The sequence below is a fragment of the Thermus tengchongensis genome, from assembly GCF_021462405.1.
Taxonomy (GTDB): domain Bacteria; phylum Deinococcota; class Deinococci; order Deinococcales; family Thermaceae; genus Thermus; species Thermus tengchongensis.
This window is the reverse complement of record NZ_JAKEDU010000002.1, coordinates 375244-401319: the sequence shown is the minus strand read 5'-3', so window position 1 is coordinate 401319 and position 26076 is coordinate 375244. Positions and strand designations below refer to the sequence as shown.

General features: G+C 65.5%; 30 protein-coding genes, 1 tRNA gene, 1 pseudogene and 1 riboswitch. Of the genes and pseudogenes, 12 read left to right on the top strand and 20 right to left on the bottom strand.

Features of this window, described 5'->3' with window-relative positions; genetic code table 11:
* The 10 genes from L1087_RS04485 to ychF form a co-directional block, all read right to left on the bottom strand.
* Nucleotides 1-846 carry a pseudouridine-5'-phosphate glycosidase gene (locus tag L1087_RS04485; protein ID WP_234557816.1) on the bottom strand — a complete coding sequence of 282 codons (846 nt, stop codon included), beginning with the start codon at nt 844-846 and terminating at the stop codon, nt 1-3.
* A 19-nt stretch (nt 847-865) separates the two neighbouring features.
* Nucleotides 866-1627 (bottom strand): DUF4388 domain-containing protein, encoded by a 762-nt coding sequence (locus L1087_RS04480; RefSeq protein ID WP_234557815.1) that lies wholly within the window; start codon nt 1625-1627, stop codon nt 866-868.
* Complete coding sequence (locus L1087_RS04475) at nt 1603-2391, bottom strand: fructosamine kinase family protein (RefSeq protein WP_234557813.1); 789 nt, start codon at nt 2389-2391, stop codon at nt 1603-1605. Before L1087_RS04475 ends, L1087_RS04480 begins: the two co-directional genes overlap by 25 nt.
* Nucleotides 2369-2860, bottom strand: a complete 492-nt coding sequence (locus tag L1087_RS04470) for a low molecular weight protein-tyrosine-phosphatase (protein WP_234557812.1) — start codon at nt 2858-2860, stop codon at nt 2369-2371. The genes L1087_RS04475 and L1087_RS04470 overlap by 23 nt, the downstream gene beginning before the upstream one ends.
* 13 nt (nt 2861-2873) lie before the next feature.
* The gene (locus L1087_RS04465; protein WP_038042155.1) at nt 2874-4421 is read right to left on the bottom strand and encodes a sensor histidine kinase; all 1548 of its coding nucleotides are present in this window, start codon (nt 4419-4421) and stop codon (nt 2874-2876) included.
* Complete coding sequence (locus L1087_RS04460) at nt 4414-5169, bottom strand: RNA methyltransferase (protein ID WP_234557838.1); 756 nt, start codon at nt 5167-5169, stop codon at nt 4414-4416. Before L1087_RS04460 ends, L1087_RS04465 begins: the two co-directional genes overlap by 8 nt.
* 22 nt (nt 5170-5191) lie before the next feature.
* A complete protein-coding gene (locus tag L1087_RS04455) occupies nt 5192-7336 on the bottom strand; it encodes a transglycosylase domain-containing protein (protein WP_234557811.1) in 2145 nt (714 codons plus the stop codon).
* Nucleotides 7337-7350: 14 nt separating this feature from the next.
* Nucleotides 7351-7710 (bottom strand): response regulator, encoded by a 360-nt coding sequence (locus tag L1087_RS04450; RefSeq protein WP_234557810.1) that lies wholly within the window; start codon nt 7708-7710, stop codon nt 7351-7353.
* A 44-nt stretch (nt 7711-7754) separates the two neighbouring features.
* Nucleotides 7755-7828, bottom strand: a tRNA-Gln gene (locus L1087_RS04445).
* Between the two features lie 104 nt (nt 7829-7932).
* On the bottom strand, nt 7933-9057 hold the full coding sequence (gene ychF, locus L1087_RS04440) for a redox-regulated ATPase YchF (RefSeq protein ID WP_234557809.1): 1125 nt from the start codon (nt 9055-9057) through the stop codon (nt 7933-7935).
* Nucleotides 9058-9130: 73 nt separating this feature from the next.
* On the opposite strand from ychF, the gene deoC reads away from it, so the two are divergent.
* The 7 genes from deoC to minC all read left to right on the top strand — a co-directional run bounded on the left by deoC (nt 9131) and on the right by minC (nt 15101).
* Nucleotides 9131-9790: a deoxyribose-phosphate aldolase gene (gene deoC, locus L1087_RS04435; RefSeq protein WP_234557808.1), complete on the top strand. Its 660-nt coding sequence runs from the start codon at nt 9131-9133 to the stop codon at nt 9788-9790.
* A gap of 146 nt (nt 9791-9936) precedes the next feature.
* Entirely contained in the window at nt 9937-11031 is a 1095-nt protein-coding gene (locus tag L1087_RS04430) for a phospholipase D-like domain-containing protein (RefSeq protein ID WP_234557807.1), read from the top strand.
* Nucleotides 11007-11582, top strand: coding sequence for a Maf family protein (locus L1087_RS04425; RefSeq protein ID WP_135260939.1), 576 nt, complete (start codon nt 11007-11009; stop codon nt 11580-11582). Before L1087_RS04430 ends, L1087_RS04425 begins: the two co-directional genes overlap by 25 nt.
* Nucleotides 11579-12367 (top strand): rod shape-determining protein MreC, encoded by a 789-nt coding sequence (mreC, locus tag L1087_RS04420; protein WP_234557805.1) that lies wholly within the window; start codon nt 11579-11581, stop codon nt 12365-12367. Before L1087_RS04425 ends, mreC begins: the two co-directional genes overlap by 4 nt.
* Nucleotides 12364-12822, top strand: a complete 459-nt coding sequence (mreD, locus tag L1087_RS04415) for a rod shape-determining protein MreD (protein WP_038042148.1) — start codon at nt 12364-12366, stop codon at nt 12820-12822. Before mreC ends, mreD begins: the two co-directional genes overlap by 4 nt.
* Nucleotides 12819-14564 (top strand): penicillin-binding transpeptidase domain-containing protein, encoded by a 1746-nt coding sequence (locus L1087_RS04410; protein ID WP_234557804.1) that lies wholly within the window; start codon nt 12819-12821, stop codon nt 14562-14564. Before mreD ends, L1087_RS04410 begins: the two co-directional genes overlap by 4 nt.
* 9 nt (nt 14565-14573) lie before the next feature.
* The gene (minC, locus tag L1087_RS04405; protein ID WP_038042146.1) at nt 14574-15101 is read left to right on the top strand and encodes a septum site-determining protein MinC; all 528 of its coding nucleotides are present in this window, start codon (nt 14574-14576) and stop codon (nt 15099-15101) included.
* Here the strand turns inward: minC and L1087_RS04400 are convergent.
* The 5 genes and pseudogenes from L1087_RS04400 to L1087_RS04380 all read right to left on the bottom strand — a co-directional run.
* Nucleotides 15088-15525: a DUF420 domain-containing protein gene (locus L1087_RS04400; RefSeq protein WP_234557803.1), complete on the bottom strand. Its 438-nt coding sequence runs from the start codon at nt 15523-15525 to the stop codon at nt 15088-15090. The two genes, minC and L1087_RS04400, sit on opposite strands and share 14 nt — an antisense overlap.
* Entirely contained in the window at nt 15522-15800 is a 279-nt protein-coding gene (locus L1087_RS04395) for a hypothetical protein (RefSeq protein ID WP_038042144.1), read from the bottom strand. Before L1087_RS04395 ends, L1087_RS04400 begins: the two co-directional genes overlap by 4 nt.
* 29 nt (nt 15801-15829) lie before the next feature.
* Nucleotides 15830-16402: a hypothetical protein gene (locus L1087_RS04390; RefSeq protein ID WP_234557802.1), complete on the bottom strand. Its 573-nt coding sequence runs from the start codon at nt 16400-16402 to the stop codon at nt 15830-15832.
* A 23-nt stretch (nt 16403-16425) separates the two neighbouring features.
* A complete protein-coding gene (locus tag L1087_RS04385; RefSeq protein WP_234557801.1) occupies nt 16426-16899 on the bottom strand; it encodes a hypothetical protein in 474 nt (157 codons plus the stop codon).
* Nucleotides 16900-16930: 31 nt separating this feature from the next.
* Nucleotides 16931-17227: pseudogene (locus L1087_RS04380) on the bottom strand (integrase core domain-containing protein); the annotation flags it as partial.
* 38 nt (nt 17228-17265) lie between these two features.
* Between L1087_RS04380 and L1087_RS04375 the strand changes: the two are divergent.
* Nucleotides 17266-17466 (top strand): hypothetical protein, encoded by a 201-nt coding sequence (locus L1087_RS04375; RefSeq protein WP_234557800.1) that lies wholly within the window; start codon nt 17266-17268, stop codon nt 17464-17466.
* A 134-nt stretch (nt 17467-17600) separates the two neighbouring features.
* Here the strand turns inward: L1087_RS04375 and argJ are convergent, their stop codons facing one another.
* From argJ to argF, 4 genes are read right to left on the bottom strand one after another with little or no spacing between them, the layout of a single operon-like run.
* Nucleotides 17601-18746 carry a bifunctional glutamate N-acetyltransferase/amino-acid acetyltransferase ArgJ gene (gene argJ, locus L1087_RS04370; protein ID WP_234557799.1) on the bottom strand — a complete coding sequence of 382 codons (1146 nt, stop codon included), beginning with the start codon at nt 18744-18746 and terminating at the stop codon, nt 17601-17603.
* Nucleotides 18737-19774, bottom strand: coding sequence for an N-acetyl-gamma-glutamyl-phosphate reductase (gene argC, locus L1087_RS04365; protein WP_206201755.1), 1038 nt, complete (start codon nt 19772-19774; stop codon nt 18737-18739). The genes argJ and argC overlap by 10 nt, the downstream gene beginning before the upstream one ends.
* A gap of 2 nt (nt 19775-19776) precedes the next feature.
* Nucleotides 19777-20295: a Uma2 family endonuclease gene (locus L1087_RS04360; protein ID WP_135260945.1), complete on the bottom strand. Its 519-nt coding sequence runs from the start codon at nt 20293-20295 to the stop codon at nt 19777-19779.
* Nucleotides 20296-20299: 4 nt separating this feature from the next.
* A complete protein-coding gene (argF, locus tag L1087_RS04355) occupies nt 20300-21205 on the bottom strand; it encodes an ornithine carbamoyltransferase (protein ID WP_234557797.1) in 906 nt (301 codons plus the stop codon).
* 80 nt (nt 21206-21285) lie between these two features.
* A riboswitch (molybdenum cofactor riboswitch) is annotated at nt 21286-21409 on the top strand.
* Here argF and modA point away from each other — a divergent pair.
* The 3 genes from modA to L1087_RS04340 all read left to right on the top strand — a co-directional run bounded on the left by modA (nt 21400) and on the right by L1087_RS04340 (nt 23936).
* Nucleotides 21400-22278, top strand: a complete 879-nt coding sequence (gene modA, locus L1087_RS04350; RefSeq protein ID WP_234557795.1) for a molybdate ABC transporter substrate-binding protein — start codon at nt 21400-21402, stop codon at nt 22276-22278. It overlaps the preceding riboswitch by 10 nt.
* A gap of 3 nt (nt 22279-22281) precedes the next feature.
* Entirely contained in the window at nt 22282-22956 is a 675-nt protein-coding gene (gene modB / locus L1087_RS04345) for a molybdate ABC transporter permease subunit (RefSeq protein WP_038043516.1), read from the top strand.
* Nucleotides 22935-23936 (top strand): ABC transporter ATP-binding protein, encoded by a 1002-nt coding sequence (locus L1087_RS04340; protein WP_234557794.1) that lies wholly within the window; start codon nt 22935-22937, stop codon nt 23934-23936. The genes modB and L1087_RS04340 overlap by 22 nt, the downstream gene beginning before the upstream one ends.
* Nucleotides 23937-24413: 477 nt before the next feature.
* Here L1087_RS04340 and L1087_RS04335 read toward each other — a convergent pair whose 3' ends face one another.
* Nucleotides 24414-24758: a hypothetical protein gene (locus tag L1087_RS04335; RefSeq protein WP_135260949.1), complete on the bottom strand. Its 345-nt coding sequence runs from the start codon at nt 24756-24758 to the stop codon at nt 24414-24416.
* 41 nt (nt 24759-24799) lie between these two features.
* Here L1087_RS04335 and hisS point away from each other — a divergent pair, with 41 nt between their 5' ends.
* On the top strand, nt 24800-26056 hold the full coding sequence (gene hisS / locus L1087_RS04330; protein ID WP_234557793.1) for a histidine--tRNA ligase: 1257 nt from the start codon (nt 24800-24802) through the stop codon (nt 26054-26056).
* Nucleotides 26057-26076: the final 20 nt, after the last annotated feature.

Below are 26076 nucleotides of genomic sequence, written 5' to 3'. Positions count from 1 at the left end.
CTATTCTAGCCCGGCGAAGGCCAGGGCCACCCGGGCCGCCAGGCGGGCGTTTTCCAGGAGAAGCCTCTGGTTGACCCGGTCGGTCTCCCCTTGGGAAAGCTCGGAAAGGCGCCGCAGCAGGTAGGGGGTAAGGGCCTTACCGAAGATCCCCTCCCGGGCCGCTTGGTGGTTGGCCTCCTCCACCCAAGAGGCCACCTCCTCGTAGGGCAGGCCCTGGGAGACAGGGTTCACCAGGAGCACTGCCCCCAGGCCCAGCTCCCGGGACTTGCGGAGCACCAAGGCGGCCTCGAGGGGGGTTTCCACCCGGGCGGGCACGGGGAAGGGGGAGGAAGGGGAAAAGAAGGCGGGCAGGCGGTCCGTGCGGTAGCCCACCACGGAAACCCCCAGGGTCTCCAGGCGCTCCAGGGTGGCCCTCAGGTCCAGGATGGCCTTGGGCCCCGAGGACACCACCAGGATGGGGGTGCGGGCAAGGGCCAAGAGATCGGCGCTCTCGTCAAAGGGCTCAGGGTGCACCCCCCCGATCCCCCCGGTGGCGAAGACCGCGATCCCGTGGCGGTGGGCCAGGTGGACCGTGGCCGCCACCGTGGTCCCGGCGCTTTTCTTCTGGACCAAGAGGGCGGAGAGGTTCCAGAGGCTCGCCTTCTCCGCACCCCCCTGGGCCAGGGCCTCCATTTCCTCTGGGGAAAGGCCAAGGCGCACCTCTCCCCGCACCAGGGCGATGGTCTTGGGGATGGCCCCCTCGGCCCGTACCGCCTCCTCCAGGGCCTTAGCGGTGCGCAGGTTCAGGGGGTAAGGCAACCCATGGGTGAGGAGGGCTGACTCCAGGGCCACCAACGCTTCCGCCATGGGGGAAGGATACCATGCCTCACACTTCCGGCCACACCAAGACCTCCTCCCCCACCTGAAACCCGTGGAAGAGAAGCAGCTCCGGCGCAAGGCGGATCTCCACCCCTAAGCCCTCCGCGCCCTCCACTGAAAGGAGAACCTCCTTCTGGGCCTTCACCCTTACCCGCTGGAAGGGGCCGTAATGCTCCCGCCAAGCGGAAAGGAGCAAGGCATCTACCTGCGCCCCCTGCCGCCCCAGGGCCACCCGAAGCCGGGCGGTGCGGGGCACCCGGGGGAATACCTCCACCAGGCGCAACCGGGCCAGGTGGCCCAGGCGCCTGAGCACCTCCCCCAGGGGAAGGGTGAGCTGGGAAGCCAGGTCCAAGGGGCTTTGGCCGCTTTTCAGGGCCAAAAGGAGGGAAAGCTCCACGGGGTCCAGGGTACTTTGGACCACCTGGGCCCGGGACCCCGGCCGCACCAGGTCAAAAGGGCCCACCTCCACCCGCTCGTCCAAAAGGCGGATCGCTTGCAAGAGGTAGGCCTCGAGGGGTCCTTCCAGGGAACCCAAGGGAGGTCGCACGCCAAGCAGGAAGCGAAAGCGCCCCTCCTTCAACGCCAGCACCTCCAGCAAGGCCTCCTGCCCCACCTTCTCCCCGAACACCGCATGAACGGGCCGGCCCTGCTCCAGGTAAACCTCCCCCTTTCCCTCCCCTGCCTCCACGGCAAAAACCCCGGTCTTCCCCCCCTGGGCGAGGAGTTGCAGCCAGTCAATGGGACCTAAGAGGCGGAAATCGCCTTCCATAGGGAATCGAGGTAGCCCTCGCCGAAGAAGTACACATGGGCCAGGAGGTAGTACACCTGGTACCGGGGCAAGGCCCTTTCCACCTCTTCCGGTATGGGGTAAAGGGCCCGGTAGGCCCTCCAGAATTCCTGGGGAAAACCCCCAAAAAGGCGCATCATGGCCAGATCCACCCCCCGCTCCCCCACGAAAAAGGAGGGATCCAGCAGAGCGGGCCCCTCCAGGGTGAAGCGAACGTTGCCGTGCCAAAGATCCCCATGGAGAGGCGCTGGACCCTCGGCGGGCAGGGGTTTTTGGTAGAGGGCCTCCACCTTGGGTCCTAAGCCCTCCAGGCGGTCCCAGGTGGCCCGCAAGAGGGGCTCTATGCACCGCGAAAAGAAGAACTCCGTCCACTCCCTCCCCTCCCCGCCTGGTAGGGGGAAGGTGCCCAAAAACCCCGCCTCAGCCCAGTAGCTGGCCTCGCGCTGGCGGTGTAGCCCCGCCAACATGCGGGCCAAGCCCTCCCAATCGGGCGGGCCTTCCGGCAGATATTCCAGGATCAATCCCTCCTCGGAGGCAAAGAACACCCGGGGCACCCGCACCCCTCGCTCGGCCAAGGCCCTAAGCCCCCGGGCTTCCGCGGGGAAGAGGCCTAAAGGAGGGTTCGGCGAAAGCTTCACCACATAGGCCCCCAGGCGGTACACCCGGGAAATATCCCCGCCGTAGAGGGGCTCAGGCGCACCCTTGGCCTCAAGCCCCGCCCGTTCAAGGAGTTTCCTGGGGTCCATCCTCCCCCAAAAGGCGGTCCAGGAAAGCCCTGGCAGCCGCTTCCACCATCCAGTAGACCTCTTGGCAGTCCTCCAGGTCCCCGTAGTACGGGTCCGGCACCTCCCCCCCGCCCAGGTAGTCCAGGAGGAGGCGCACCTTCCCCATGGCCTCGGGGAAACGCCTTTGCACCTCCGCCAGGTTCTCCCGGTCCATCACCAGGATGTGGTCGTAGTGGAGGGCATCCTCCCGGGTCATCTGCCGGGCCACATGGGGAAAGTAGGCCCCTTCCCGCTCCAGCACCTTGCGGGCCCGGGGATCCATGGGCTCCCCGGCGTGCCAAGCCCCCGTGCCGGCGGAATCCACCTCAAACCGGGCCTCGAGGCCCCGCTCCCGGATGAGCTTGCGGAAGGCTCCCTCCGCCAGGGGGCTTCGGCAGATATTCCCCAAGCAGACAAAGAGCACCCGTACGGGACGGTCCATGCCTCCCATGATAAGCAGGCCCTCAGTAAGGAACCTCCGCCACCACCTCCGTGCCCTTTCCCGGCTCCGAACGCACCTGGAAATGCCCACCCCGGGCCTCCACCCTTTCGCGCATCTGGGTGAGGCCAAACCCACCTAAGCCCTGGGCCTCGGCGTTTTGGAACCCTTTCCCGTTGTCCCGCACCACGAGCCTGGCCCCTCGTTCCCCCAAGGGGAGGAGTTCCACCTCCACCCGGCTGGGCCTCCCGTGCTTGGCGGCATTGGTGAGGGCCTCCTGCAGGACCCGGAAGAGGACCAGCTCGCTGGCCTGGGAAAGCCCCACCCGCTCCGGCAGGGCGAGCTGTACCCGGAAACCCGCCTGTTCGGCGAAAGCCTGGGCGTAGCGGCGCACGGATTCCAGGAAGCCGTAGCGCTCCAGGTCAATGGGCCTCAGGGCGAAGATGCTCCGGCGCACCTCCCGGATCTGCGCCCTCAGGGTCTCCTTCACCTCGGTCAAGGCCTTCAGGGCCGCCTCCTGGTCCTTGGCAAGAAGCCTCTCCGCCAGGTCCAGCTTCAAGGCCATGAAGGCCAGGCTCTGGGCGATGCCGTCGTGGATCTCCCGGGCGATGCGGGTGCGCTCCTCGTTGATGGCGAGCTCCTCGGCCCTGAGGTAGGCCTGGGCGTTGCGCACCGCCAAGGCCACCTGGGAGGCCAGGAAGGAGAGGAAAGGGATGCGCCGGGAAAGGCCTTTGCCCTTGAGGACCAACACCCCCACCGTCTCCCGGGCCTTCAGGGGCAGGGCCAGGGTCTCCTCATCCACGAACACCGGCCCCTCGAGGCTCCCCTTCCACACGCCATCCGGCAGGAAGGGATGGGAGGGCAGGGCCAGGTTCCGCACCACCCGGGGTACCAAAAACCCCTCCTCGTCCAAGAGGAGAACCCCACCCCCCTCCGCCTCCGCCCAGGCCTGGATGCGCTCCAGAAGCCCTTCCAGGAGGCGGTCCAGGTTGGCCTCCGCCTTGAGGGCCTGGTCCACCTCAAAAAGGGTAAGGCGGTCCCGGCTCCGGGCCACCACGGATTGCAGGGCCCCCGCCACCTCGTGGGCCAGCACCTCCAAAAACACCCGTTCCGGCTCCGGAGGGCAGGCTTCCAGGTACCCCTTCAAACCCGGAAGCTCCACCCGCATCCCCCCGCATTCCTCCCCGGCATGGACCCCCTCGGCCTCGAGGGCCACGGGGTATCCCAAGGTCTCCCCCAAAGCCCGGGCGATGCGGGAGACCGCCTCCTCGAGGTTCTCGCTCTCCAAGGCCTCGCGGAACACCCGCCCTGCCGCCAAAAGGCGACGGTTCGCCTCCTCCAAGGCCCTTTCCGCCCGCACCTTCTCCAGGGTTTCCTGGGCGATCCACTCCAGCACCGCATAGGTGACCAGAGGCCCCACCAGGCCGTAAAAACCGAGCCGTAGCCAGAGGAGGCCATCCACGTGCCGGTAGGGCAGAAGGGCCAGCTCAAAGACCACCACCACCGCGGCGATTAAAGGCGGCAAAAGCCGCTGGGCCAGGCGCACCAATCGGTAAAGGCTGTGGCTAGCCATCCTTTCCCTTCGTTCCCTCCTTGTTCCGGGGGGAGGCCACCGCATACCGGCTTTGGTGGAGAAGCCCCCTAAGGAGTTGCACCTCCCCCGGGGAAAGCCGGGCCTTGTGGAAGATGCGCCGCAAGCGGCGCATGGCGTAGGGGTGGCGGTGTTGGTCGGTGAACCCGATCTCCAGCACATACCGCCCTAAATCGGCGAAGAATCCCTCCAGGGCCGCCACATCCGCCAGTTCCTCCTGGGATACCGTACCGCCCTGCTGCAACCAAGCCTGGTAAAGTTCATAGGCAAAGACCACCACCGCCTGGGCCAGGTTCAAGGAAGGCTGATCGGGAGCGGTGGGGATGGTGCCGATGAGGTGGGCCAGGTCCAGCTCCTCGTTGGTGAGGCCAAAGGTTTCCCGGCCAAAGACCAGGGCAACCTCTCCCTTTACGGAAAGCACGTGGGCCGGCACCTCATGGGCCGTCACCACCGGGGCCGGGTAAAGCTCCCGGGGTCTTCCCGTGGTGGCCACCACGAAGCTCACCCCCTCGAGGGCCTCCCCGAGGCTTCCCACCGCCACCGCCCGGTTTAGCACCTCCTCGGCATGCACCGCCAGCCAGTAGGCCTCCCGGGCCCATGGAGGGCCCACCCGGGGCGAGGGATTCACCAGGTAAAGCCGCGAAAGGCCAAAGTTCCGCATGGCCCGGGCCACCGCCCCCACGTTCATGGGCTCCTGGGGTTCCACCAAGACAATGCGCACGCGTTCCAGCACAGCCTCCTCCTCGAGGTCCTCACTGCCCAGGTGGGGGGGCAGGGAAAGCCTCCTCGTTAGAACCCGGGGGGTAGTCCGTAGGCTCCGCCCCAGCCGGAGGGGTTTCCTGAAGAGACCCAGCCCCCTCCGAGGGCGGGGCCCGCAGGGCGGGCACGGGTACCTTCCCCTGAGGGAACCAAGCCTTTATCCCCCCCTGGGAAGGCTGGCCTGAAAGGAGATCTATCCCCACCTGCACCAGGCCCGCAGGCGGAGGGAAATCCCCTCCAGGCCTTCCCCTCAGGGCCCCCGCCACGAACTCCCGCCAAATGGGAGGGTTGACCACGGAGCTGGAAGGCTCCCTCCCTCCCATGCGCAAGGGCTTGTTGTCGTCCCGGCCCACCCAGACCACTGCGGAAAGCCCCCGGGTAACCCCGGCGAACCACAGGTCCCGGGCCTCGTTGGTGGTACCGGTCTTTCCCCCCACCACCCGCCCTGGGATGCGGGCCCCTTTGGCCAGACCCTTCTCCCCCAGGTCGTAGACATACCCCTTCAGGAGGTCCCACCCCTGGTAGGCCACCAGGGGATCAAAGAGGCGCCGCCGTTCCGGGAAAGCCTGGTAAAGCACCTGTCCCTGGGCATCCTCCACCCGCTTCACGTAGATGGGAGTAACCCGGTAGCCCCCGTTGACGAAGGCGGCATAGGCCGCGGCCAGGTCCACCGGGGTGATGGAGGCGCCCCCGATGGCGATGGCCAGGGTGGGATACTTCACCGCAAAACCCGCCTGGGAGAGTTTCCTCGCCACCTTCTCCACCCCTACGGCCTGGGCGGTGTAGATGGCGGGCAGGTTGAGGGAGAGGTTGTGGGCCTGGCGCAGGGTGATCTCCCGGTTGAGGAAGGTGCCGGAGAAGTTCCTGGGCCGCCATACCCCTCCCTTCTGGCTGGGGTCGGGGAACTCCAAGGGGCGGTCGGGAACCAAGGTGGCCTGGGTCCAGCCCTCCTCGAAGGCGGTGGCGTAGACAAAGGGTTTCACCGCACTCCCGGGGTTGCGCAGGGCCCGGGTGGCCCGGTTGTACTCATCCCCCTCCCGCCGCACCCCTCCCACCAGGGCCAGGACCTCTCCCGTCTCGGGGTCCAGGCCCACCAGGGCCAGCTCCGCCCCGTCGGGCAGCCGCGCGTTCCGGGCGGCGGCCTCCGCCGCCCGCTGCATGGCGGGGTCCAGGGTGGTGTAGACCCTGAGCCCCCCCTGCCCATAGACCTTCTCCCGGCCGAAGCGGGCCTCGAGGAAGCGGCGCACCTCCAGGACGAAATGGGGGGCCATGCGGTAGTCCAGCTGCCTGAGGATGCGGGCCTCGGGGTCCACCAGCTCGGCCTCCAGGAGGTTCCCCTCCTCGTCGTAGCGCACCCGCCATCCCCTGGGGGCGATGGGCTCCCGCCAGGCGGCCTCCGCCGCCTCGGGGCTCACCCAGCCCTCGGCCACCATCTGGTCCAGGAGGTGGCGCATCCGCCCCCGCACCCCCTTGAGGTCGGCGTAGCGGGCGTTGGGCGCGGGCACCAGGGAGGCCAGGTAGAGGCCCTCGGCCAGGGTGAGGGCCGCGGGGTCCTTGCCGAAGTAGGCCTCCGCCGCCCCCTTGATCCCCACGGCGTTGCCCCCCCAGGGGACCACGTTCAGGTACATTTCCAGGATCTCCGCCTTGGTGTAGCGCCGCTCCACCTCCAGGGCCAGAACCCACTCCTTGAACTTGCGCTCCAAGGAGCGGTCCTGGGCCAGGTCGCGGAGGAGGGTGTTCTTCAAGACCTGGGTGGTGATGGTGCTTCCCCCTTGGAGATCCCCCCGCAGGATGGCGTAGAGGGCGCCGAACAGCCGTACCACGTCCACCCCGTAGTGCCCGAAGAAACGGCGGTCCTCGGAGAAGACCAAAGCGGCCACCGCCGCGGGGGAAACCTCGCCCAGGCGCACCAGGCCGCGGTGGATGGCCCGCCCCTCCTCCACGCTGGCGATCTGGGCCAGGGGGGTGCCGTCCCGGGCGTAGAGGGTGGAGGTGGCGGTGAGCCGCAAGCGGTCCAGCTGGGAGAGGTCGGGGAGGTCGCGGGTGTAGGCGTAGGCCAGATACCCCAGGGCCAGGCCTGCGCCCGCAAGAAGTCCGGCCAGGGACAGGAAGAGGAAGCGGAACACCCGCACGCCCATCAGTTTACATGGGCCTACCCCAAACCCAAAAAGCGCAAGAGCTTGTCCCGGGTGAGGGGTTTTTCTATGGCCTTCACCCGTACCACCTCGGCGGTGGTCCGGTGCTTCTCGGTGGGCTCTATGAGCACCGCCAAGGGCACCTCCTTGAGCCGGCGCACATGCCGGATGCGGGCCGCCACGGCAAAGGAATCCACGTCCAGGTCCTGGTCCAAAAGCACATACCGGGGCGTATGGTCCAATAGCCAAAAGAGCCCTTCCCGGGCCAGGTCAAAGTGGCGGACGGGGATGCCCCGCTCGGAAAGCACCAGATCCACATAGGCCCGCAGGGCTTCGTTGCGGCTTAATAGGAGAAGCCCCGGATAATCCGTCGCCACGGGGCCAGTTTATCCAAGGGTTGCGAAAAGGATGTGAAAAAAATTGGCTGGGGCGCGTGGACTCGAACCACGACCGGCGGATCCAAAGTCCGCTGTCCTGCCATTAGACGACGCCCCAGCGCACAAGGTGCCTGCCCTAATGGGCAAAGCCATCAAGATTGTAGGGCAAAGAGGACCTCCCGTCAAATCCCTTTAGGGTTCGCCTGGGCCAAGCCCATGGGATCACACGTTGAAGAGAACGTAGAGGACATCCCCATCCTGGACCTCGTACTCCCTGCCCTCGAGGCGCACCCAACCCCTTTCCTTGGCCCTAGCCCATCCCCCAGCCTCCACCAGCCTTTCCCAGGGGATGACCTCAGCCCGGATGAAGCCCTTCTCCATGTCGGAGTGGATCTCCCCCGCCGCCTCAGGGGCCTTGGTTCCCCGGCGCACCGTCCAGGCCCGCACCTCCTTTTCCCCAGCGGTAAAGAAGGTGATGAGGCCAAGGGCCCTATACCCCGCCTGGGCCAGGCGCCGAAGGCCGCTCTCCCTCAAGCCGTAAGCGGCGAGAAGCTCCTGTGCCTCCTCTGGGGAAAGCTCGGCCAGCTCCGCCTCCAGCCGGGCGGATACCACCACCACCTCCGCCCCCTCGGCCTTGGCCCTTTCCCGCACCGCCTGCACATGGGGGTTGCCATCCCCCTCAGGCAGGTCCTCCTCGCTCACGTTGGCCACGTAGATCACTGGCTTGGCGGTGAGGAGGGGGGTTTCCTTAAGCAGGCGGCGAAGCTCGGCATCCTCTCCCCGCGCTTCGTTTAAGAGGAAGGTGCGGGCGGGCTTCCCCCCTTGCAGATGGGCGTAAAGGGCCTCCGCCGCCTCGAGGGTGGGGCCCAGATCCCGGTTGGCCCGGGCTTCCTTCCTAAGCCGCTCAAGCCGCCTTTCCCAGGTGGCGAGATCGGCCAGGAGAAGCTCGGTTTCCACCACCTCCGCATCCTCCAGGGGATCCACCCGGCCCATCACGTGCACCACATCGGGATCGGGAAAACACCGGAGCACGTGGGCGATGGCCGCCACCTGGCGGATGTGGGCCAGAAACTGGTTGCCGAGGCCTTCCCCCTTGTGGGCTCCCTTGACCAGGCCCGCGATGTCCACAAACTCCACATGGGTGGGGACAACCGGAGGCTTGCGATCCCCCTTGGCAAATACCTCCTGCAAGGCGTAAAGCCTTTCGTCCTCCAGGGATACCACGCCCACGTTCTTGTCGATGGTGGCGAAGGGGTAGTTGGCCGCTAAAGCCTGTGCCCGGGTTAGGGCGTTAAAGAGGGTGGACTTGCCCACGTTGGGTAGACCGACGATTCCCACAGCCAGCATCTCGACCTCAAAAAAAGCCCCACCAAGGGGCCTCTTTTCATCCTATCACATCCCTTGCGTATGATGGCAGGGTATGGACCTGGCCGCCCACATTGACCACACCCTTTTAAAACCCACCGCCACCCCGGAAGAGATCGTGAAGGTGGCGGAGGAAGCCCTGGAATACGGGTTTTTCGGCCTCTGCATCCCCCCCTCCTACCTCCCCCTAGTGCGGGAGCATTACCCCCATGCCCCCTTTCGCTTGGTCACCGTGGTGGGTTTCCCCTTAGGCTACCAGGCCAAGGAAGTCAAGGCCCTCGAGGCCGCCTTGGCCTTCGCCCAGGGAGCCGATGAGGTGGACATGGTGATCCACCTGGGCCGGGCGCTGGCTGGGGATTACGCCTACATTGAGGAAGAAATCCGCACCGTGCGCCAGGCAGTTCCCAAGGCGGTGCTCAAGGTGATTCTGGAGACCGGCCACTTCACCCCTGAGGCTCTGGAACACCTGGCCGAGGCCGCCATCCGGGGCGGGGCCGACTTCCTGAAAACCTCCACCGGCTTTGGACCCCGGGGGGCCAGCCTGGAGGACGTGGAACTCCTGGTACGGGTGGCCCGGGGCCGGGCCCAGGTCAAGGCCGCAGGAGGTATCCGCAACCGGGAAACCGCCATCAAGCTCCTCGAGGCGGGGGCCACCCGGCTGGGTACCTCCAGCGGGGTAGCCCTGGTGAAGGGGGAAGTCGGGGATGGGTACTAAGTACCCGCACGCAAAGGTTGCCTCACCGGCCAAAGCCAAAGTGGCGTGCTCATGGCCTCTTTGGGGCCCCCCGTCGTGGCGCAAGCCACGACGGGGTACTTAAAAGGCGGCGGAAAAAGCCCGCCCTGGCCGGGCTTCCCGGCTATTTGCTCCTCCTGGTCATCCTCCTCCTTTGGCTTTTCCAGGAGCTCCGTCCGGGCCTCCCCCCACCTCCCCCACAGGCGGAAGCAGGGGGTGTGGAGGCCTACTTCATGCCCCGGGAAGGGGAGGCCGCCAAGGCCCGGCTCATCGCCCTTATGGACGGAGCCAAGGAAAGCCTGGATGGGGCCTTCTACGAGTTTCGCGACCTGGAGATCGCCAAGGCCTTGCTCAGGGCTAAGAAACGAGGGGTGAGGGTTAGGCTCTACGGGGAAAGCGATTACCGAAACGACTTCCGCCGCTACCTCGTGGGTGGGGCCTTGGGCCAGCAAGGGGAAACTCCCCGTGTACCCCAGGCGGCCCTACGGGAGCGCATCCGGCCTTTGTCCCTGGACTGCGAGGAGATCGTGGGAATCCCCGTGTGCTTCGATGAACGGGAAGGCTTCATGCACCACAAGTTCTTGGTGGTGGACGGGCAGACGGTCTGGACGGGAAGCACCAACATGACCTGGAACGCTTTTGCCCGAAACAATGAAAACAGCCTCTTGTTGCCCTCTTCCATTCTAGCCCAGGGTTATGCCCGGGAGTTCCAAGCCCTCTTCACGGGTACCAAGGAAGGTTTAGGGACACCAATTACCTTCAGCCTAGAAGGGGGCGTGCCGGCGGAGGGCACCGCCTACTTTAGTCCCAAAGGGGGAGCCCTGGGCCGGAAAGCCCTTTTGGAAAGGCTTCGGGCCTCCCAACAGGAGATCCTGGTGGCAGCCTTTGTCCTCACGGACCCGGAGGTGGTGAAGGCCTTGGTCCAGGCTCAGGAAAGGGGGGTAAGGGTGCAGGTTCTCCTGGAAAGCCGCAACCTTAAGGATAGCCGGGAGGAGGATCTCCTGCGGGCTGGGGTGGAGGTGCGGAAGGACGGCAACCCCTACACCCTCCACCACAAGGTGATGCTGATCGACAGCACCTTCGTGATCACGGGAAGCTACAACTTCACCGCCAGGGCCTGGCAGGTGAACAACGAGAACCTTCTGATCCTGCAAAGCCCCGCCCTGGCGGAACGCTACCGGGAGGAGATCCTAAGGTTATGGCAGGAAGGGCAACCCCTCTAGTGCTAACCCTGGCCTCGGGAAGCCCCAGGCGCAGGGCTCTCCTCGAGGCCTTGGGCTTCCCCTTAAGGGTGGTGCCTCCCGGTGTGGAGGAGGAGGGGGAAGGCCTCCCCTCAGACCCCCAGGAGCTGGCCCTGGCCCTGGCCCGGCACAAGGGGGAAAGGGTGCCGGGGGAGTGGGTGTTGGCGGCGGATACCGTGGTGGACCTGGACGGCCGGGTGCTGGGCAAACCCAAGGATCGGACGGAAAACCACCTCTTCCTCCGCCTCCTCTCCGGGAGAACCCACCTGGTTCACACCGCCATCTACCTGCGCACCCCAGGGGATCTGGTGGCGGAGGTACACACCGCCCAGGTCCGCTTCCGCAACCTCTCCGAGGAGGAGATCGCCTGGTACGTGCGAAGCGGGGAGGGCCTGGACAAGGCAGGCGGCTACGGAGCCCAGGGTCTAGGCATGGCCCTTTTGGAGGGGATCGTGGGGGATTTCTACACGGTGGTGGGCCTGCCCGTGGCCCGGGTTTTTGCCCTCCTTTGGGAAAGGGGGTTCAGGCCGTGAGGGAAGTGGCCTTTCGGCGGGGGCTCTTCCTCTTCCTCCTGGCCTTGGGCCTGGCCATGGCAGCCTTAACGCGTCCTCTCGCCCCCCGCCTCGCCCTCACCCTTTCCCCCCTCACCGCTCCCCTGCCCGCCCTGGGCCACCGCCTGGGGCAGAACCTGCGGGCTGCCTCCTCCATTCTCCTTAATCGCCAGGACCTCTACGGGGAAAACCGCGCCCTGAAGGCTAAGCTCGCCCAGCTGGAAAGCGAAAACCGAAGGCTTCGCCTCGAGGTGGAGCGCCTTTCCCGGGCCCTCAAGGTGCGGGCCTCGCAGGCCCCCGGGGTGGTGGCGGTGGCCCCGGTGGTGGGGGAGGACCTCTCCGGCCTTTACCGCCGCCTGATCCTGGGCCTAGGGGAGCGGGATGGCCTCCGGGTGGGCATGCCGGTGACCGCTCCGGAAGGGCTGGTGGGGCTCATTGTGGAGGTGGAGGAACGCCGGGCCCTGGTGCGTACCCTCCTAGACCCGGAAAGCCAGGTGGGCGTTCGGCCGGAAAAGGCCCCGGGGCGGGGAGTGGCCCGGGGTGTTCCCCCTGACCACCTGGTGGCGGAGTTCCCCCCCACGGTCCAGGTGGCTCCGGGAGACCTCCTGCTCACGGGAGCGCCCTTGGGCCTTTTCCCGGACGGGATCCCCGTGGGCCGGGTGGAACGCATCGAGCGCGTCCAAGGCGGTTTAAAGCTACGGGCTTGGGTCAAGCCTCTGGTGGAGCTTTCCCTACTGGAGGAGGTTATCGTGCTGAGGCCCTTATGATGGGGATCCTTCTCCTCCTCACCCTTGTGCTCTCCGGATTCCTAGGAGCCCTCTGGCCCCAGGGGTTGATGGCCCCTGACCTCTTCCTGGTCCTGGCCCTCCTTTATGCCCGTAGCCTTCCCTATTACCTGGGCCTCCCTTGGGCCTTTTTTCTTGGACTTGTGCAAGACCTCCTGGGCTACGGGCTTTTGGGCCTCCATGCGGTGGGGCTCCTGAGCGCCAGCTATGCCTTCTATGCGGCAAGCCGCCGCCTGGCCCCGGGGGAGGTTCCCGGGGTCCTCTTCTCCTTCCTCTGGGCCTTTTCCGCCAAGTGGGCGGGTTACTTCCTGGTGGCCTACTGGTTGCGCCTGGAACTTCCCGCCTTCCTGCCCCTGGACCTTCTCCTGGAGGGCCTCTTCACCCTTCCCTTGGTCCTCCTGGCCTGGCGCTTTGGGCCACCCTCTCCACGGCCATGACCAGCCGGCTTTACGCCCTCATGCTTTTCTTTCTCCTGGCCTTCGGCCTCCTGGCCTTAAGGGCCTGGCACCTCCAGGTGTTGGAGCACGAGCGGTACGCCCTAAGGAGCCGGGGCAACTACCTGAAGACCGAGGGCATCCCCGCCCCCCGGGGCCGCATCCTGGACCGCAAGGGGCGGGTGATCGCCCAGGACCGCCTGGTGGTGGATTTGGTGTACGAAGGGGGCGAGGTGGCCTTCAAGGAAAGGCTCCTCCCCCTCTTGGGCTTGAAGGAACTTCCCAAGGTCCACGGTCCCACCGTCCTCAAAGCAGGGGTGCCCGAACACCTTCTTCCCACCCTAGCTGAGATCACCGCCGGACAGAAAAACCTCAAGCTGGTGGAGCGCATCGAGCGCTCCTACCCCAACCCCATCTCGGGCCCCGTGCTAGGGTACGTGCTTCAGGCCAACGCCGACCAGGTGAAGCGGGGATACAGTCCCGACGAGCAAGTGGGCCAGGCAGGCCTGGAAGCAGCCCTCGAGCCCTACCTCAGGGGTAAGCGCGGGGTGAAGGCGGTGGAGGTCAACGTCCGGGGGGAACGCTTGAGGGAGACCATCCTGGAGGAACCCACCCCCGGGCAGGACGTGGTCCTCACCCTGGACTTAGACCTCCAGCGAGCAGCGGAAAAGGCCCTAGAGGAAGCCTTGGCCGACATCAACACCGGGCGGAGATCCAAGGGTCTTCCCCCCGTTACCCGGGTCAAGGGGGCCATCGTGGCCGTGAACCCCCAAACAGGGGAGGTTCTGGCCATGGCCAGCGCCCCATCCTTCGATCCGAGCCTTTTCGCCAAGCGGCCCATACCCCAGGAGGTCCAGGCCCTTCTTAAGGATAAGGACCTTCCCCTCCTGAACCGGGCGGTGCAACCCTACGCCCCAGGTTCCACCTTTAAGCTGGCCACCAGCTACGCCCTTCTGGAAGAGGGATACGCGAGCCCCTCCACCACCTTCCGGTGCAGCCCCTACATCGTCTTTGGAGGCCAGGTGCGCCGCAACTGGGCCACCCGGGATATGGGCCCCATGACCGTCAAGGAGGCCATTGCCTGGAGTTGCAACACCTGGTATTACCAGGCGGTGGCCCAGGATCCCCTGGGGGTGGTGGACCGCCTGGCGGCAAGGGCCCGCCTTCTGGGCCTAGGGGAAGCTACCGGGCTGGAAATCGCCGAGCGCACGGGGCTTCTCCCGACCCGCGCTTGGAAGCGGGAGGCTTTAAAGGAGCCCTGGTACCCAGGGGAAACCCTTTCCCTGGCCATCGGGCAGGGACCCCTCCTCGCCACCCCGGTCCAGGTGGCCCGCATGCTAGCCAGCATAGCCAACGCCGGGCAGAAGCCCACCCTCCACCTGGTGAAACGCATCGGCCAAAGGGAGGTTAGACCCCAGCTCACACCGGTTCCTGGGCGCTTCTGGGCGGTGTTGCAGGAAGGTTTACGCAAGACCGTGAAAGAGGGGACAGCCCGCCATGTGCTGGGGGACTTCCCCGTGCCCACGGGGGGCAAAACGGGAACGGCGGAAACCCCGGGGAAGCGGGCGGGCCTCGAGCACGCCTGGTACATGGGTTACGGTCCTGCTGAGCCTGGCTCCCCCTACCCTCCCCTGGTGGTGGTGGCCTTCTTTGAAAACGGGGGGGAGGGAAGCCGCGTGGCCCTTCCCGCGGTGCGCAAGGTAATGGCCGCCTACTGGCAGGTGGAGGAAGCCCAGGCCAGGTAGAATAGCGCCATGCGCCTCCGCGCCACCCCCAAAGCCCTGGCCCTGCGCCTGGACGGGGGGGAAACCCCGGAAGAACTCCGAAACCTCAGGTTGCCGGAGGGCCTTCCCCTCGAGGTGGAGGTGGCCGGGCCTGTATCCGGACAGGTGTTGGAAGCCCTCCTGGAGCTAGGCCGGCCCCTTACCCTGATCCCTCCCAGAAACCGCCTTCCCGCCGGCACCCTCGTCCTCAGCAAGACCCTGCGTTCCGGCGAGCGGGTGGAGCACCCCGGCACCGTGGTGGTTCTGGGCGACGTGAACCCCGGGGCCGAGGTGGTGGCGGGGGGGGATGTGATCGTGGTGGGCAAGCTGCGCGGCCTGGCCCACGCGGGGGCTGGAGGCGATGAGGAGCGCTTCATCTTCGCCCTGGAGCTGGCTGCCAAGCAGGTGCGCATCGGCCCCCACTTGGCCCAGGCCCCAGAGGAACAGGACACCCAGGGCCCCGAGATCGCTCGGGTTCAGGATGGAAAGATTGTGGTGGAGCCTGCTAGAAAGCGATAGAGCCCGTCTCCACCCCGTAGCGCTTCAGCGCCAGGTAAATAACCCAGCCCGATACAGCCACGTATAGCCAAATGGGCACCAACACCCTAGCCCAACGCTTGTGCAGGATGAACTCTCCCTTAAAAGCCCTCCAGATCACGTAAAGGGCCAAGGGGCCGTTGATGGCGGCCAAAAGGGTGTGGGTGATGAGGAGGAAGTAGTAAGCCCCTCGCCAGGCCTCCGGCCCCCCGTAGGCGGTGGTGCCGTGAAGGGCCCACTTGACAAGATAGAACACCAGGAACAAAAGGGCTAAGGAAGTGGCCGTCAACATGGCCCAATGGTGGGCGATCCTGTTCCCCTTTTTGATCAGGACAACCCCCGTCACCAGGGCCAACCCGGAAAGCACGATGCTCCAAACCGCCAGCAAACCCAAAAGCTCCTTCACCGCTTTCCCTCCCCTAGCCGCTCACCCAGAAGCCGGACCAGCTCCAGCTTCGCCGTGCGCGCATAGCTGTAACCCTTAAGGTAATCCTCCTCCTGGCCCACAAGCTGGTAGAGCCTAAGGTAGGCCACAGCCAAGAGCCCATCCCGCTCCCGCCCAGGGGGAAGCCGGTGGAGAAGCCTGACGATCTCGCGGAACCTGGGAACCTGGCTGGCCTCGAGGGGAGTCCCCCTCAACGCTCGGGCCAGGTCCGCCAAGGTGTCGCCGTTAGGCCTCATAGCCCCAAGGAGTGTACCACACCCTTCCCTTAGGGAATACGCCGGCTGGTGCGGTTCCCAGCAGCATCCACCGCAAGCAGCACAGCCCCAGCGGGCACTTCCGCAGAAAAGGCCACCATGGCCCCCTTGGGAAGGGAAAGGGGAATATAGCGACCCCCCACTTGCACCACCACCCGGTCCACCTGGACGTTGTCCTCCACCCGTCCATAAACCCGGTACAAGCCCCCTTCCCGTTCCACCCGCTCCACCACGATGCGAGGGGGCACCGCATCCAGCACCAGGGGAACCCGCCGCTCTGCCCGGTTACCCTGGGTATCCTCTGCCTCCAGGAGAAGTTCCACCTTACCAGAGGCCGGGGCCTGGAGGCGGAAACGAAACTGAACCAAGCGCTTACCCGCTTCCCCAGAGGGCAGGATCTCTTGCCCATTGGCCCGCACACTAACCACCCCCGAGGGATCAAAGGCATAACCCTGAACCCTAACCTCCCTTCCTGGAGCCACCGCCCCGCCCAGGGGCCCTACCAAGCCCATCTCCGGCGGGGCGGTATCGGGGCGGGTGCAGGAGGATAGCAGCGCAAGGAAAAGGAGGAGATGCCAGCGCATCCCCTCCATGTTACCCCCTTTGACTAGAAGCTGTAGTTACCCCCAAGCTTTAGATAGTAGACAAAGGCTCCGCTTCCCCCAAAGGCGCTTCCCCCAAAGGCGTACGTAGGCTGTGCCTCCAAGAAAGCCACAAAAGGAACGCCAGCAATGGGGTACTTGAGGCCCAAAGTAGCATGGACACCAAAGCTGGTTATTCCACCAGGAAAAAGCCAAAGGTTACCACCCAAACCCGCATAAGGGTAAACCTGCGAACCCGGTATGCTCAGGTTCATCAAAACGTCCGCATTTACACCGGTAATAAGGATACCCAGGAGTGAGGAGAAGTCAACGCCACCCCTTACCTCGAGGCCCCCCTGCAGACCAACACCAGCATGAACCCCTCCGTTAAAAATGTTCACCCCCGATACACCAAAAAGCCCCACATGACCCCCCACATAGGGTGACTGTGCCAACGCTAAACCCAGGACCACCAAACCGCTTAGGAGAAGCTTCTTCATCGTTGCCTCCTTTGGCCAGACCTACCTTTTTCTAAGCCCGGCCACTTCCCACTTTATCTAAACGCTTCCATGGCGTCAATCCCCTGTAATTGGCCACTACATTTGAGACACCTTGGGGAACCGACCCCTCCTGCATCCTAGCCAGAAACTCCAAGGGAGCAAGGCCCCCCAGAGCCCTATGGGGTCTCCTGCGGTTGTAGTGGTCAAGGTAGGCCTCGAGCTCCGCCTGGAGCTCCCTAAGCCCCGTGGGCAAAGGTCGGGTATAAAACTCCTCCCTAAAGGTCCGCTGTAGCCGCTCCACGTGCCCGTTGAGCTTGGGGCTCCGGGGACAAGCAGCGGCGGGGCAGGGGTGCTTACCGGAGGCTTTTGGAGCAGAGGTGGGAGCTGGAGATGGTCTTTGCTCTGCTGAAGGGGCCGATGGGGTTGGTGGGAGCGGTGGGGAGGGTTCGGGGGCTGAAGGGGGTGATGGGGCCGGTACAGGCGTGGGTGATGGCCTGGAGCGTGGTAGCCCGGCTTCTTGGGGAGGTTGGTCTACCCATCACCCAGGTGTTGCAAGCGGTGGCGTGAGGTGCGTATACGGGTGAATATCCGAAAAGAGCGCTACTACTTCTTCTTTCTCCCCAGACACCCTTGGGCAACCCAGTGGTTGCGGAACCTCACTTACCCGGCAAGAACAGAGGTTGTCCCGCAAGAGGGATGTCTCAAGTGGTGTAAAGCGCGTTGATGCGCACGTACCCCTCGGTGAGGTCGCACCCCCAGGCCACCCCCTCCGCCTGGCCCTCACCCAGGTCCACCAAGACCTCCACCTCCTCCCGGCGCATGGCCTGGCTGGCCGCCTCCCGGTCAAAGGGAAGAGCGCCCCCGGCATAAAGGGGAATCCCCTGCACCTGGATCCTTACCCTTAGGGTATCAAACCGGGCCCCTGAGTTGCCCAAGGCCGCCAGAATCCGGCCCCAGTTGGGATCGTTTCCGTAAAGGGCACTTTTCCAAAGAGCGCTTCCCGCTATGGTCCTCGCCGCTCGCCTGGCCTCCTCCTCTGTAGCCGCCCCCACCACCCGCACCGTCATGAGCTTGGTGGCTCCCTCTCCGTCCCGCGCAATCCGGCGGGCGAGTTCCCGGGCCACCCCCTCCACCGCCTCCACGAAAGGCTCCAAGGGAACTTCCCCATGGGCCCCGTTGGCCATGAGAAGGGCCAGGTCATTGGTGGAGGTGTCCCCGTCCACGGTCACCTGGTTGAAGGTGCGGTCCACAATGCCCCGCCAGATTTCCCGCAAAGCCTCTTGGGAAACGAGGGCGTCCGTCACCACAAAGGCCAGCATGGTGGCCATGTTGGGATGGATCATCCCGCTGCCCTTGGCGATACCCACGATCCTCGCCCCCCCTACCTCGGCCTCCGCCACCTTGGGAACTAAGTCGGTGGTAAGGATGGCCTCGGCAAAGGCATCGGCGTAGGGGGTGAGTTCTATCTGGGGCAAACCCGCCTCCACCTTTTCCACGGGCAGGGGAACCCCGATAACCCCTGTGGAAGCGGTCAGGACCTCCTCCACGGGCACTCCCAGGCGCAGGGCCGCAGCCTCGGCCATGCGCCGATCATCCAAGAAACCCCGCTCCCCGGTGGCGCAGTTGGCGTTGCCCGCGTTCACCACCACCGCCCGCAAGGCCCCACCCTGGACGTAGAGGGCTCTACCCCGGTGGATGGAAGGGGCTGCAGCCCGGTTCTGCGTGGCCACATAGGCCCAGGAAGCGGGAAGGCCGGATACCAACAGGGCGAGATCAGGCTTGCCGGAAGGCTTGATGCCCGCCCGGGTGGCCCCGGCGCGGAAACCCCGGGGAAGCCTCACGGCCATAGGCCCTCCTTGGGAAGCGCGGTCTCCTCAGGCAGACCCAGCATCAGGTTCAGGTTCTGCACCGCCTGCCCCGCCATCCCCTTCACCAGGTTGTCCAAGGCCGCAAACACCATAACACGCCCTGTTCTAGCTTCATAAAGAGGCTTCACATCCACCCGGTTGGAAGCATAGGTACCCTTGGTCTCCGGCAAGGCGTCGGTGATCCGCACAAAAGGTTCCTGGGCGTAGAAGTCCCGGTAAAGCTCGTCCAGAGCCTTTTGGTCCCAGTTCCCCTCCACCACCGCCTCCACCGTGACCAGGATGCCCCGGGTCATGGGCACCAGGTGGGGGACAAAGGAAAGGCGCACCTCTCCTATGGGCCCATGGGTGCGCACCGGGCGCCCCTGGGCCAAAAGGCGGCCCAGGTTCCTTTCCATCTCCGGTATATGGCGGTGGACACCCCCCACCTTGTAGGGCTTAAGGTTCTCGTTCACCTCGGCAAAAAAGGTGCCCTCTCCTTCCCTGCCCGCCCCGGAAACCCCGCTTAGACCCACCGCAAAGGCCCCTCGCAAGGCACCTTCCGCCGCCAGAGGGGCCAGGGCCAAGGTGGTGGCCGTCACGTAACACCCGGGATTGGCCACCAGGCGCGCCCCCCCGAGCTCCCCCCGATGCAGCTCGGGAAGGCCATAGACCGCCTCCCGGTAGAGCTCTGGGCTTTTGTGCGGGATCCCGTACCAGGACTCGTAAACCTCCGGGGGAAGCCGGAAGTCCCCGGAGAGGTCTATGACCCGCTTGCCCTCCTCCAAGGCCTTGGGAGCGAGCTCCATGGCAAGTCCATTGGGCAAGGCCAAAAAGATCACCTCAGCCTGTTCCAGCACCTCCTCCAGGGTGCCAAAACGCCCCTCATCCCATAGCTGGGGCCAAGCAGCGGAAAGGGGTTTCCCCTCGTGCTTGCGGCTGCTAAACCCCACCAGCTCCACCCCGGGGTGGGCCTTGAGGAGGCGGATCAGTTCCCCACCCCCATACCCCGAGGCCCCGATGATCCCCACCCTTACCACGGCACCTCCAAAGGGATGTCAGGGAAGGCCAAGGGAGCCAGTTTTTCCCCAGGAGAAAGCCAAAGCTGCTCCCGGTAGTGGTCGCCCGCAGGGCCCCGGAAGACCAAGAGGCGAGAGGCGTTCAAGTCCACCACCCAGACCTCGAGGATCCCTGCCTCGGCATAAAGAGGCAGTTTCTTCTCCAGGTCATAGGCCAAGCTGGCCTCAGCCACCTCCACCAAAAGCAACACATCCCCCGGCTCAGGCAAGGCTCCTCCATAGTCCTTAGGCCGAAGCAGAAGCAGGTCGGGCTCTAGATAGGTATCCTCACCCAAAGCCAAAGGACCTTGGGGCTGTACCAAAGCTTGGGGGAAGGTTTGCACCAAGAGCCGGTTGAGCCGGTTGACCATGTACGCATGCCGAGGGCCTATGGGTGCCATCTGGTAGATCTCCCCCCTCAAAAGCTCCACACCCCGCTCGGGCAGGGGCAACCGTAGAAACTCCTCGAGGGAGAAGCGGTAAGGCCGGACCATACCCCTAGCTTAGCAAGCGCAGGAGGACGGCCTTAGCGGTGTGGAGACGGTTTTCCGCCTGGTCAAAGACCCGGCTCCGAGGCCCGTACACCGCCTCCTCGGTGGTTTCCTCACCATAGTGGGCCGGAAGGCAGTGGAGAAAAATGCCCTGGGGCCGTAGCAGTTGCAAAAGCTCCCCGTTGACCTGGAACCCATTGAAATCCATGAGCCGCCTTTCCCGCTCCGCTTCCTGGCCCATGCTGGTCCAGACGTCGGTGTAAAGGACATGGGCTCCCAAGGCAGCCTCCTTGGGATCATGGGTAAAGAAAGCTCCAGCTTTCTGCAAAAGGCCAGGATCCGGCTCATACCCCCTTGGCGTGGCCACCCGCATCCTAAGGCCCACCAGGGGAGCCACCTCAAGAAGGGAGTTCAACACGTTGTTGCCATCCCCCACCCAGGCCACCTCGAGGCCCTCCCAACCTCCGAAAACCTCCTTCAGGGTGAGGAGGTCCGCCAGGGCTTGCAAGGGGTGGGCCCGGTCGGAAAGGGCATTGATCACCGGGATGCGGGCGTAGCGGGCGAGTTCCTCCACGGTCCCGTGCCGGTAGACCCGGGCGGCGATCCCCTCCACGAAGCGCTCCAGGTTCTTGGCTATGTCCCTCACGGGCTCCCGCTCGCCGATGCCCACCTGTTTCTGGTCCAGGTAAACGGCATGCCCTCCCAGGTGAAGCATGGCCACCTCGAGGGTGGTGCGGGTGCGCAAGGAGGGCTTCTCAAAGAGAAGGGCCAGGACCTTTCCCTTAAGTTCCTCCCCGCGGTAGCGCTCCCTCTTTAGCCTCTCCGCCAAGGTCAAAAGCGCCTCGATCTCCTGGCGACCGTAGGCCGAGAAGTCCAAAAGATCCTTGGGCCGGGTGAGGGCGTCTCCCACCATGAGGCTTATAGGATACAGCACCCTTGCAAACTTATGCAAGCCCGTGGCCTTCGTTGACAGGGGATAAGCCCGAGGGTTAGCATCCCCGTAGCCTCCGAGCCCGGATAGACCCCCTGGGCCTTCCGGGCCGGGCCTTGGGCCCCGGGGTGGCGGGGGCAACCCTGCCGCCTGCCGTGGTCGCAAAGGAGGTACGCATGAAACCCGTCCTTTGGAGCATCTGGCTCTTGAGTCTCGGCGTGGCCCTGGGAGAGGCCCAAGTGCGGGTGGTGGCCGCCGCCGACCTGCAGTACGCCCTCGGCGAGGTGGCCCAGATGTTTGAGGCCAAGAACCCGGGGATCAAGGTGTCCCTCATCTTCGGCTCCTCGGGCAAGCTTTACACCCAGCTCACCCAGGGCCTCGAGGCGGACCTCTACTTCTCCGCCGAGAGCATCTACCCCAAGCTCCTAGAGGAAAAGGGGCTTACCGAGCGGGGCACCCGCAAGCCCTACGCCATCGGGCGCATGGCCATCTGGCTGGACCGGAAGCTGGGGCTCACCCCCGGGCCGGAGGCCCTGAAGGACCCCCGCATCACCCGACTGGCCATCGCCAACCCCGTCCACGCCCCCTATGGCCGGGCCGCCGTCACCCTTTTGGAGCGCTACGGCCTCATCAAAAGGCGGCCCGACGCCCCCATTCCCAAGCTCAGCAAGCCCTTTGCTCAGCTCGCCTGGGCGGAAATCCCCTGGGAAAGCCTGACCCAGGGAGTAGAAGCCTACTGGGACACGGAGCCCCTCCGGCGGGGCAAACCCCGCTTTGAGTTCGTCTACGGGGAAAACATCTCCCAGACGGCCCAGCTGGCCCTGACCGCTACCCAGGCGGGCATCCTGGCCCTGCCCCTGGTCGTCCACGAAAGCCTCTCCCGCCCTGGGGTCTACTGGGTAGCCCCCTTGGGAAGCCACCTCCTCCTGGAGCAAAACTACGTGGTCCTCAAGGGCCGGGCCCGGCCCGAGGTCCTGGCCTTCCACCGCTTCGTGGGAAGCCCCGAGGGCCGGGCCATTCTCAAACGCTACGGCTTTGTGCTTCCGGGAGAGTAGATGCTGGAACCTCCCTTTTGGACCGCCCTCACCCTTTCCCTAGAGGTGGCCCTGACGGCTTCCTTCGTCCTCCTTCTGACCGGGGTGCCCCTGGCCTGGTGGCTGGCCTTCCGCTCATTTCCAGGGAAAGCCCTTCTGGAAGCCATCTTCCTCCTCCCTCTGGTCCTGCCCCCCACGGTCTTGGGGTTCTACATCCTCCTCTTCCTAGGGCCCGAAGGGCCTTGGCGGAAGCTCACCGGCCTCTCTTGGGCCTTTAGCTTTGAGGGGCTGGTCTTTGCCAGCGTCCTCTTCAGCCTCCCCTTCGCCCTCACCGCCTACCGGGAAGCCTTCCTGGCCCTGGACCGGAACCTCCTGGAGGTGGCGAGGACCCTGGGGGTACCCAGGGGCAAGATCTGGCTGAAGGTGGTCCTGCCCCTCACCTGGCCCGGCCTCCTCTCCGGCACCCTCCTGGCCTTCGCCCACACCCTGGGGGAGTTCGGGGTGGTGCTCATGGTGGGGGGTTCCATTCCCGGGAAGACGCAGATGGTGAGCATCTACCTCTACGACTTGGTCCAGGCCCTCCGCTTTCGGGAGGCCGCCGAGGCTTCGGCGGTCCTCCTCCTTCTCAGCCTAGGGGTGCTGGTGGCGGTTCGCCTCTTGGAAGCAAGGGGACGTGCATGGAAGTCCACTACCGGATAAGGCGGCCGGTGGCCCTCGAGGCCCGCTTCCACATCCAGGGGTTCACCGTGCTCCTAGGGGAAAGCGGCGTGGGCAAGACCACGCTTCTCAAGGCCCTGGCGGGCCTGGTGCCCGCCGAGGGCAGGCCCTATGGAGGCCTTCCCCCCGAAAGACGGCCCGTGGGCTACCTGCCTCAGGACCTGGCCCTCTTCCCCCACATGACCGCTTGGGAAAACGTAGCCTTTCCCCTGGCGGGAGGAAACCGCAAGGCTAGGGCCCTGGCCTTCTTGGAACGGGTTGGCCTTGAGGAGCACGCCCACAAGCGCCCGAGCCAGCTTTCCGGCGGCCAGAAGCAGCGGGTAGCCCTCGCCCGGGCTTTGGCCAGGAACCCGGAGATTCTCCTTCTGGACGAACCCACCAGCGCCCTGGACCCCCTTACCAAGGACCAGGTTCTGGGGGAACTGGTGGACCTCATCCGCCGGGAAGGCATCCCCACCCTGGCGGTGAGCCACGACCCCACCCTGGCCCGGATGGCGGACTGGCTTGTGGTGATGGGTCCGGGAAGGATCCTGCAGGAGGGCCCACCCGAGGAGGTGTACTCCGCACCCAAGCAGCTCCTAGTGGCCAGGCTCCTGGGGTACGAAAACCTCCTCCCCGCCCGCGTTGCCCCTGGGGGGGTGGAGATCCAGGGGGTCCACCTCCGCCTTCCCTTACCCCCTTGGGCCCAGCCCGGGGAGATGGCCTGGGTGGGCATCCGGGCGGAGGAGGTGATCGTGGTGCGCCAGGACCGGCCTCCTCCCCCGGAAAACATCCTAGAGGGCGTGCTGGTAAGCCTTCACCCGGAAGGCCTCGCCTACCGGGGCGTGTTCCAGGGATCCATCCGATTGCAGATCCTGCTTCCCAGGCACGTCCAGGCCCGGCTGAACCTGCGCCCCGGGCAGAGGCTTCAGGTGGTCCTTAAACCCCATTACCTGCACCTGATGCCGGGCGAGGCGGACTAGGTCCTCCTCCCCCAGGCCAAACTTATTGACCACGCTCTTCAGAAAAAACCGGACCCGGTCCCGGGGAAGCCCGAGAGCCCGGGCCATAGGCCCCGCCTTCAGGGGAACCCCCCAACCCGCTGCCAGCAACACCGCCTGCTCCCCCGGGAGAAGCCTAAGGCCCACCCGCCCTTGGTACAGGGAAAGGGCCCGCGCCTCGAGGCCCAAGGCCAGGGTCTTGGGATCATCCCGACGGGTGAGGAAGACGGTGCCCTTCGGGTCATAGGCCCTAAGCCCCCAGGGAGTGGTCCAGACCAGAACTTCCCCCTTCTCCAGCCAATCCAACCCTGCCAGGGCTAGGCCCTGGCCCTCTTTCCAGTAAACCTTCCAACCCGCCCTGCTCAACGCCCTATGAACCTGGGCGTAAACGTTCAAGCTGTCCGTATACACCACCACTTCCAAGGCTTCCTCCTTCTGCCCAGAGACCTTTCGCCTTACCTAAGCGAAAACCCTCTGGGCAAAAGGAGGAGAGCGAGGAGAAAAAGCCCTTGCTGGGGGTTCAGGATAACCCGGCTCTGCCGCCACCCTGGCCCGCAATACCTGTAGCAGAGTGGGAGGGGACACCTCCTCTATAGGGGGCAGGCCAGGGGCCACCTGCAGGCCGCAGAAGAGGGAGTGGTCCACCTCCCTCTCCTCCCCAGGAGCCTGGCAGAGATCCGTCCGGAGGCCGGGGTTTTGCACCTGCATGAGGTACATCTGCAGGGCCACCCCGGTGGAGGCGGTGAGGGTGAGGAGGAGGTAGAGGAAGACCAGAAACCCCCGCACGGAACCCCTAAAGGGCATGGCTAAAGTATAGCCCCCCCTCTCGGGTAAAGTGAAGGGGTATGGCCGTGCGCGGCACCAAGGATCTCTTCGGCAAAGAGCTGAGGCTCCACCAGCACATCGTGGCCACCGCCCGCCGGGTGCTGGAGGCGGCGGGGGCCCTGGAACTCATCACCCCGGTGTTTGAGGAAACCCAGGTCTTCGAGAAGGGGGTGGGGATCTCCACTGACATCGTCAGGAAGGAGATGTTCACCTTTCAGGACCGGGGTGGGCGTTCCCTCACCCTGCGCCCCGAGGGCACCGCCGCCATGGTGCGGGCCTATCTGGAACACGGGATGAAGGTCTGGCCCCAGCCCGTGAGGCTCTGGATGGCCGGTCCCATGTTCCGGGCGGAGCGCCCCCAAAAGGGGCGCTACCGCCAGTTCCACCAGGTGAACTACGAGGCCCTGGGCTCGGAAAGCCCCATCCTGGACGCGGAAGCCGTGGCCTTGCTCCACGACTGCCTGCGGGAGCTCGGCCTGAGGCGCCTCACCGTCAAGCTCTCCTCCGTGGGGGACCCCGAGGACCGGGCCCGCTACAACGCCTATCTACGGGAGGTCCTCTCCCCCCACCGGGAGGCCCTTTCCCAGGATTCCCAGGAGCGCCTGGAGCTCAACCCCATGCGCATCCTGGACTCCAAGAGCGAGCAAGACCAGGCCCTCCTCAAGGAGCTCCGCATCCGGCCCATGCTGGACTTCCTGGGGGAGGAAGCCCGGGCCCACCTCAAGGCGGTGGAGCGCCATCTGGAAAGGCTCGCCGTGCCCTATGAGCTGGACCCAACCCTGGTGCGGGGCCTGGACTACTACGTGCGCACCGCCTTCGAGGTGCACCATGCGGAGATCGGGGCGCAGAGCGCCTTGGGGGGCGGGGGAAGGTACGACGGGCTTTCTGAGCTCCTGGGGGGGCCGAGGGTGCCCGGGGTGGGGTTCGCCTTCGGGGTGGAGCGGGTGGCCCTGGCCCTGGAGGCGGAGGGATTCGGCCTTCCCGAGGAGAAAGGACCCGACGTCTACCTGATCCCCCTCACGGAGGAAGCGGTGGCCGAAACCTTCTATCTGGCCGAGGTCTTAAGGCCCCGCATCCGGGCGGAGTACGCCCTCAGCCCCAAGAAGCCCGGCAAGGGGGTGGAGGAAGCCCTGAAGCGGAACGCGGCCTTCGCGGGCTTCCTGGGGGAGGATGAGCTAAAGACCGGTGAGGTCACCTTGAAGCGGCTCTCCACAGGGGAACAGGTACGCCTTCCCCAAGGGGAGGCCCTGGGCTTCCTCCTTTCCGCCCTGGCGTGAGAATCCGTTAAGATTTGGGG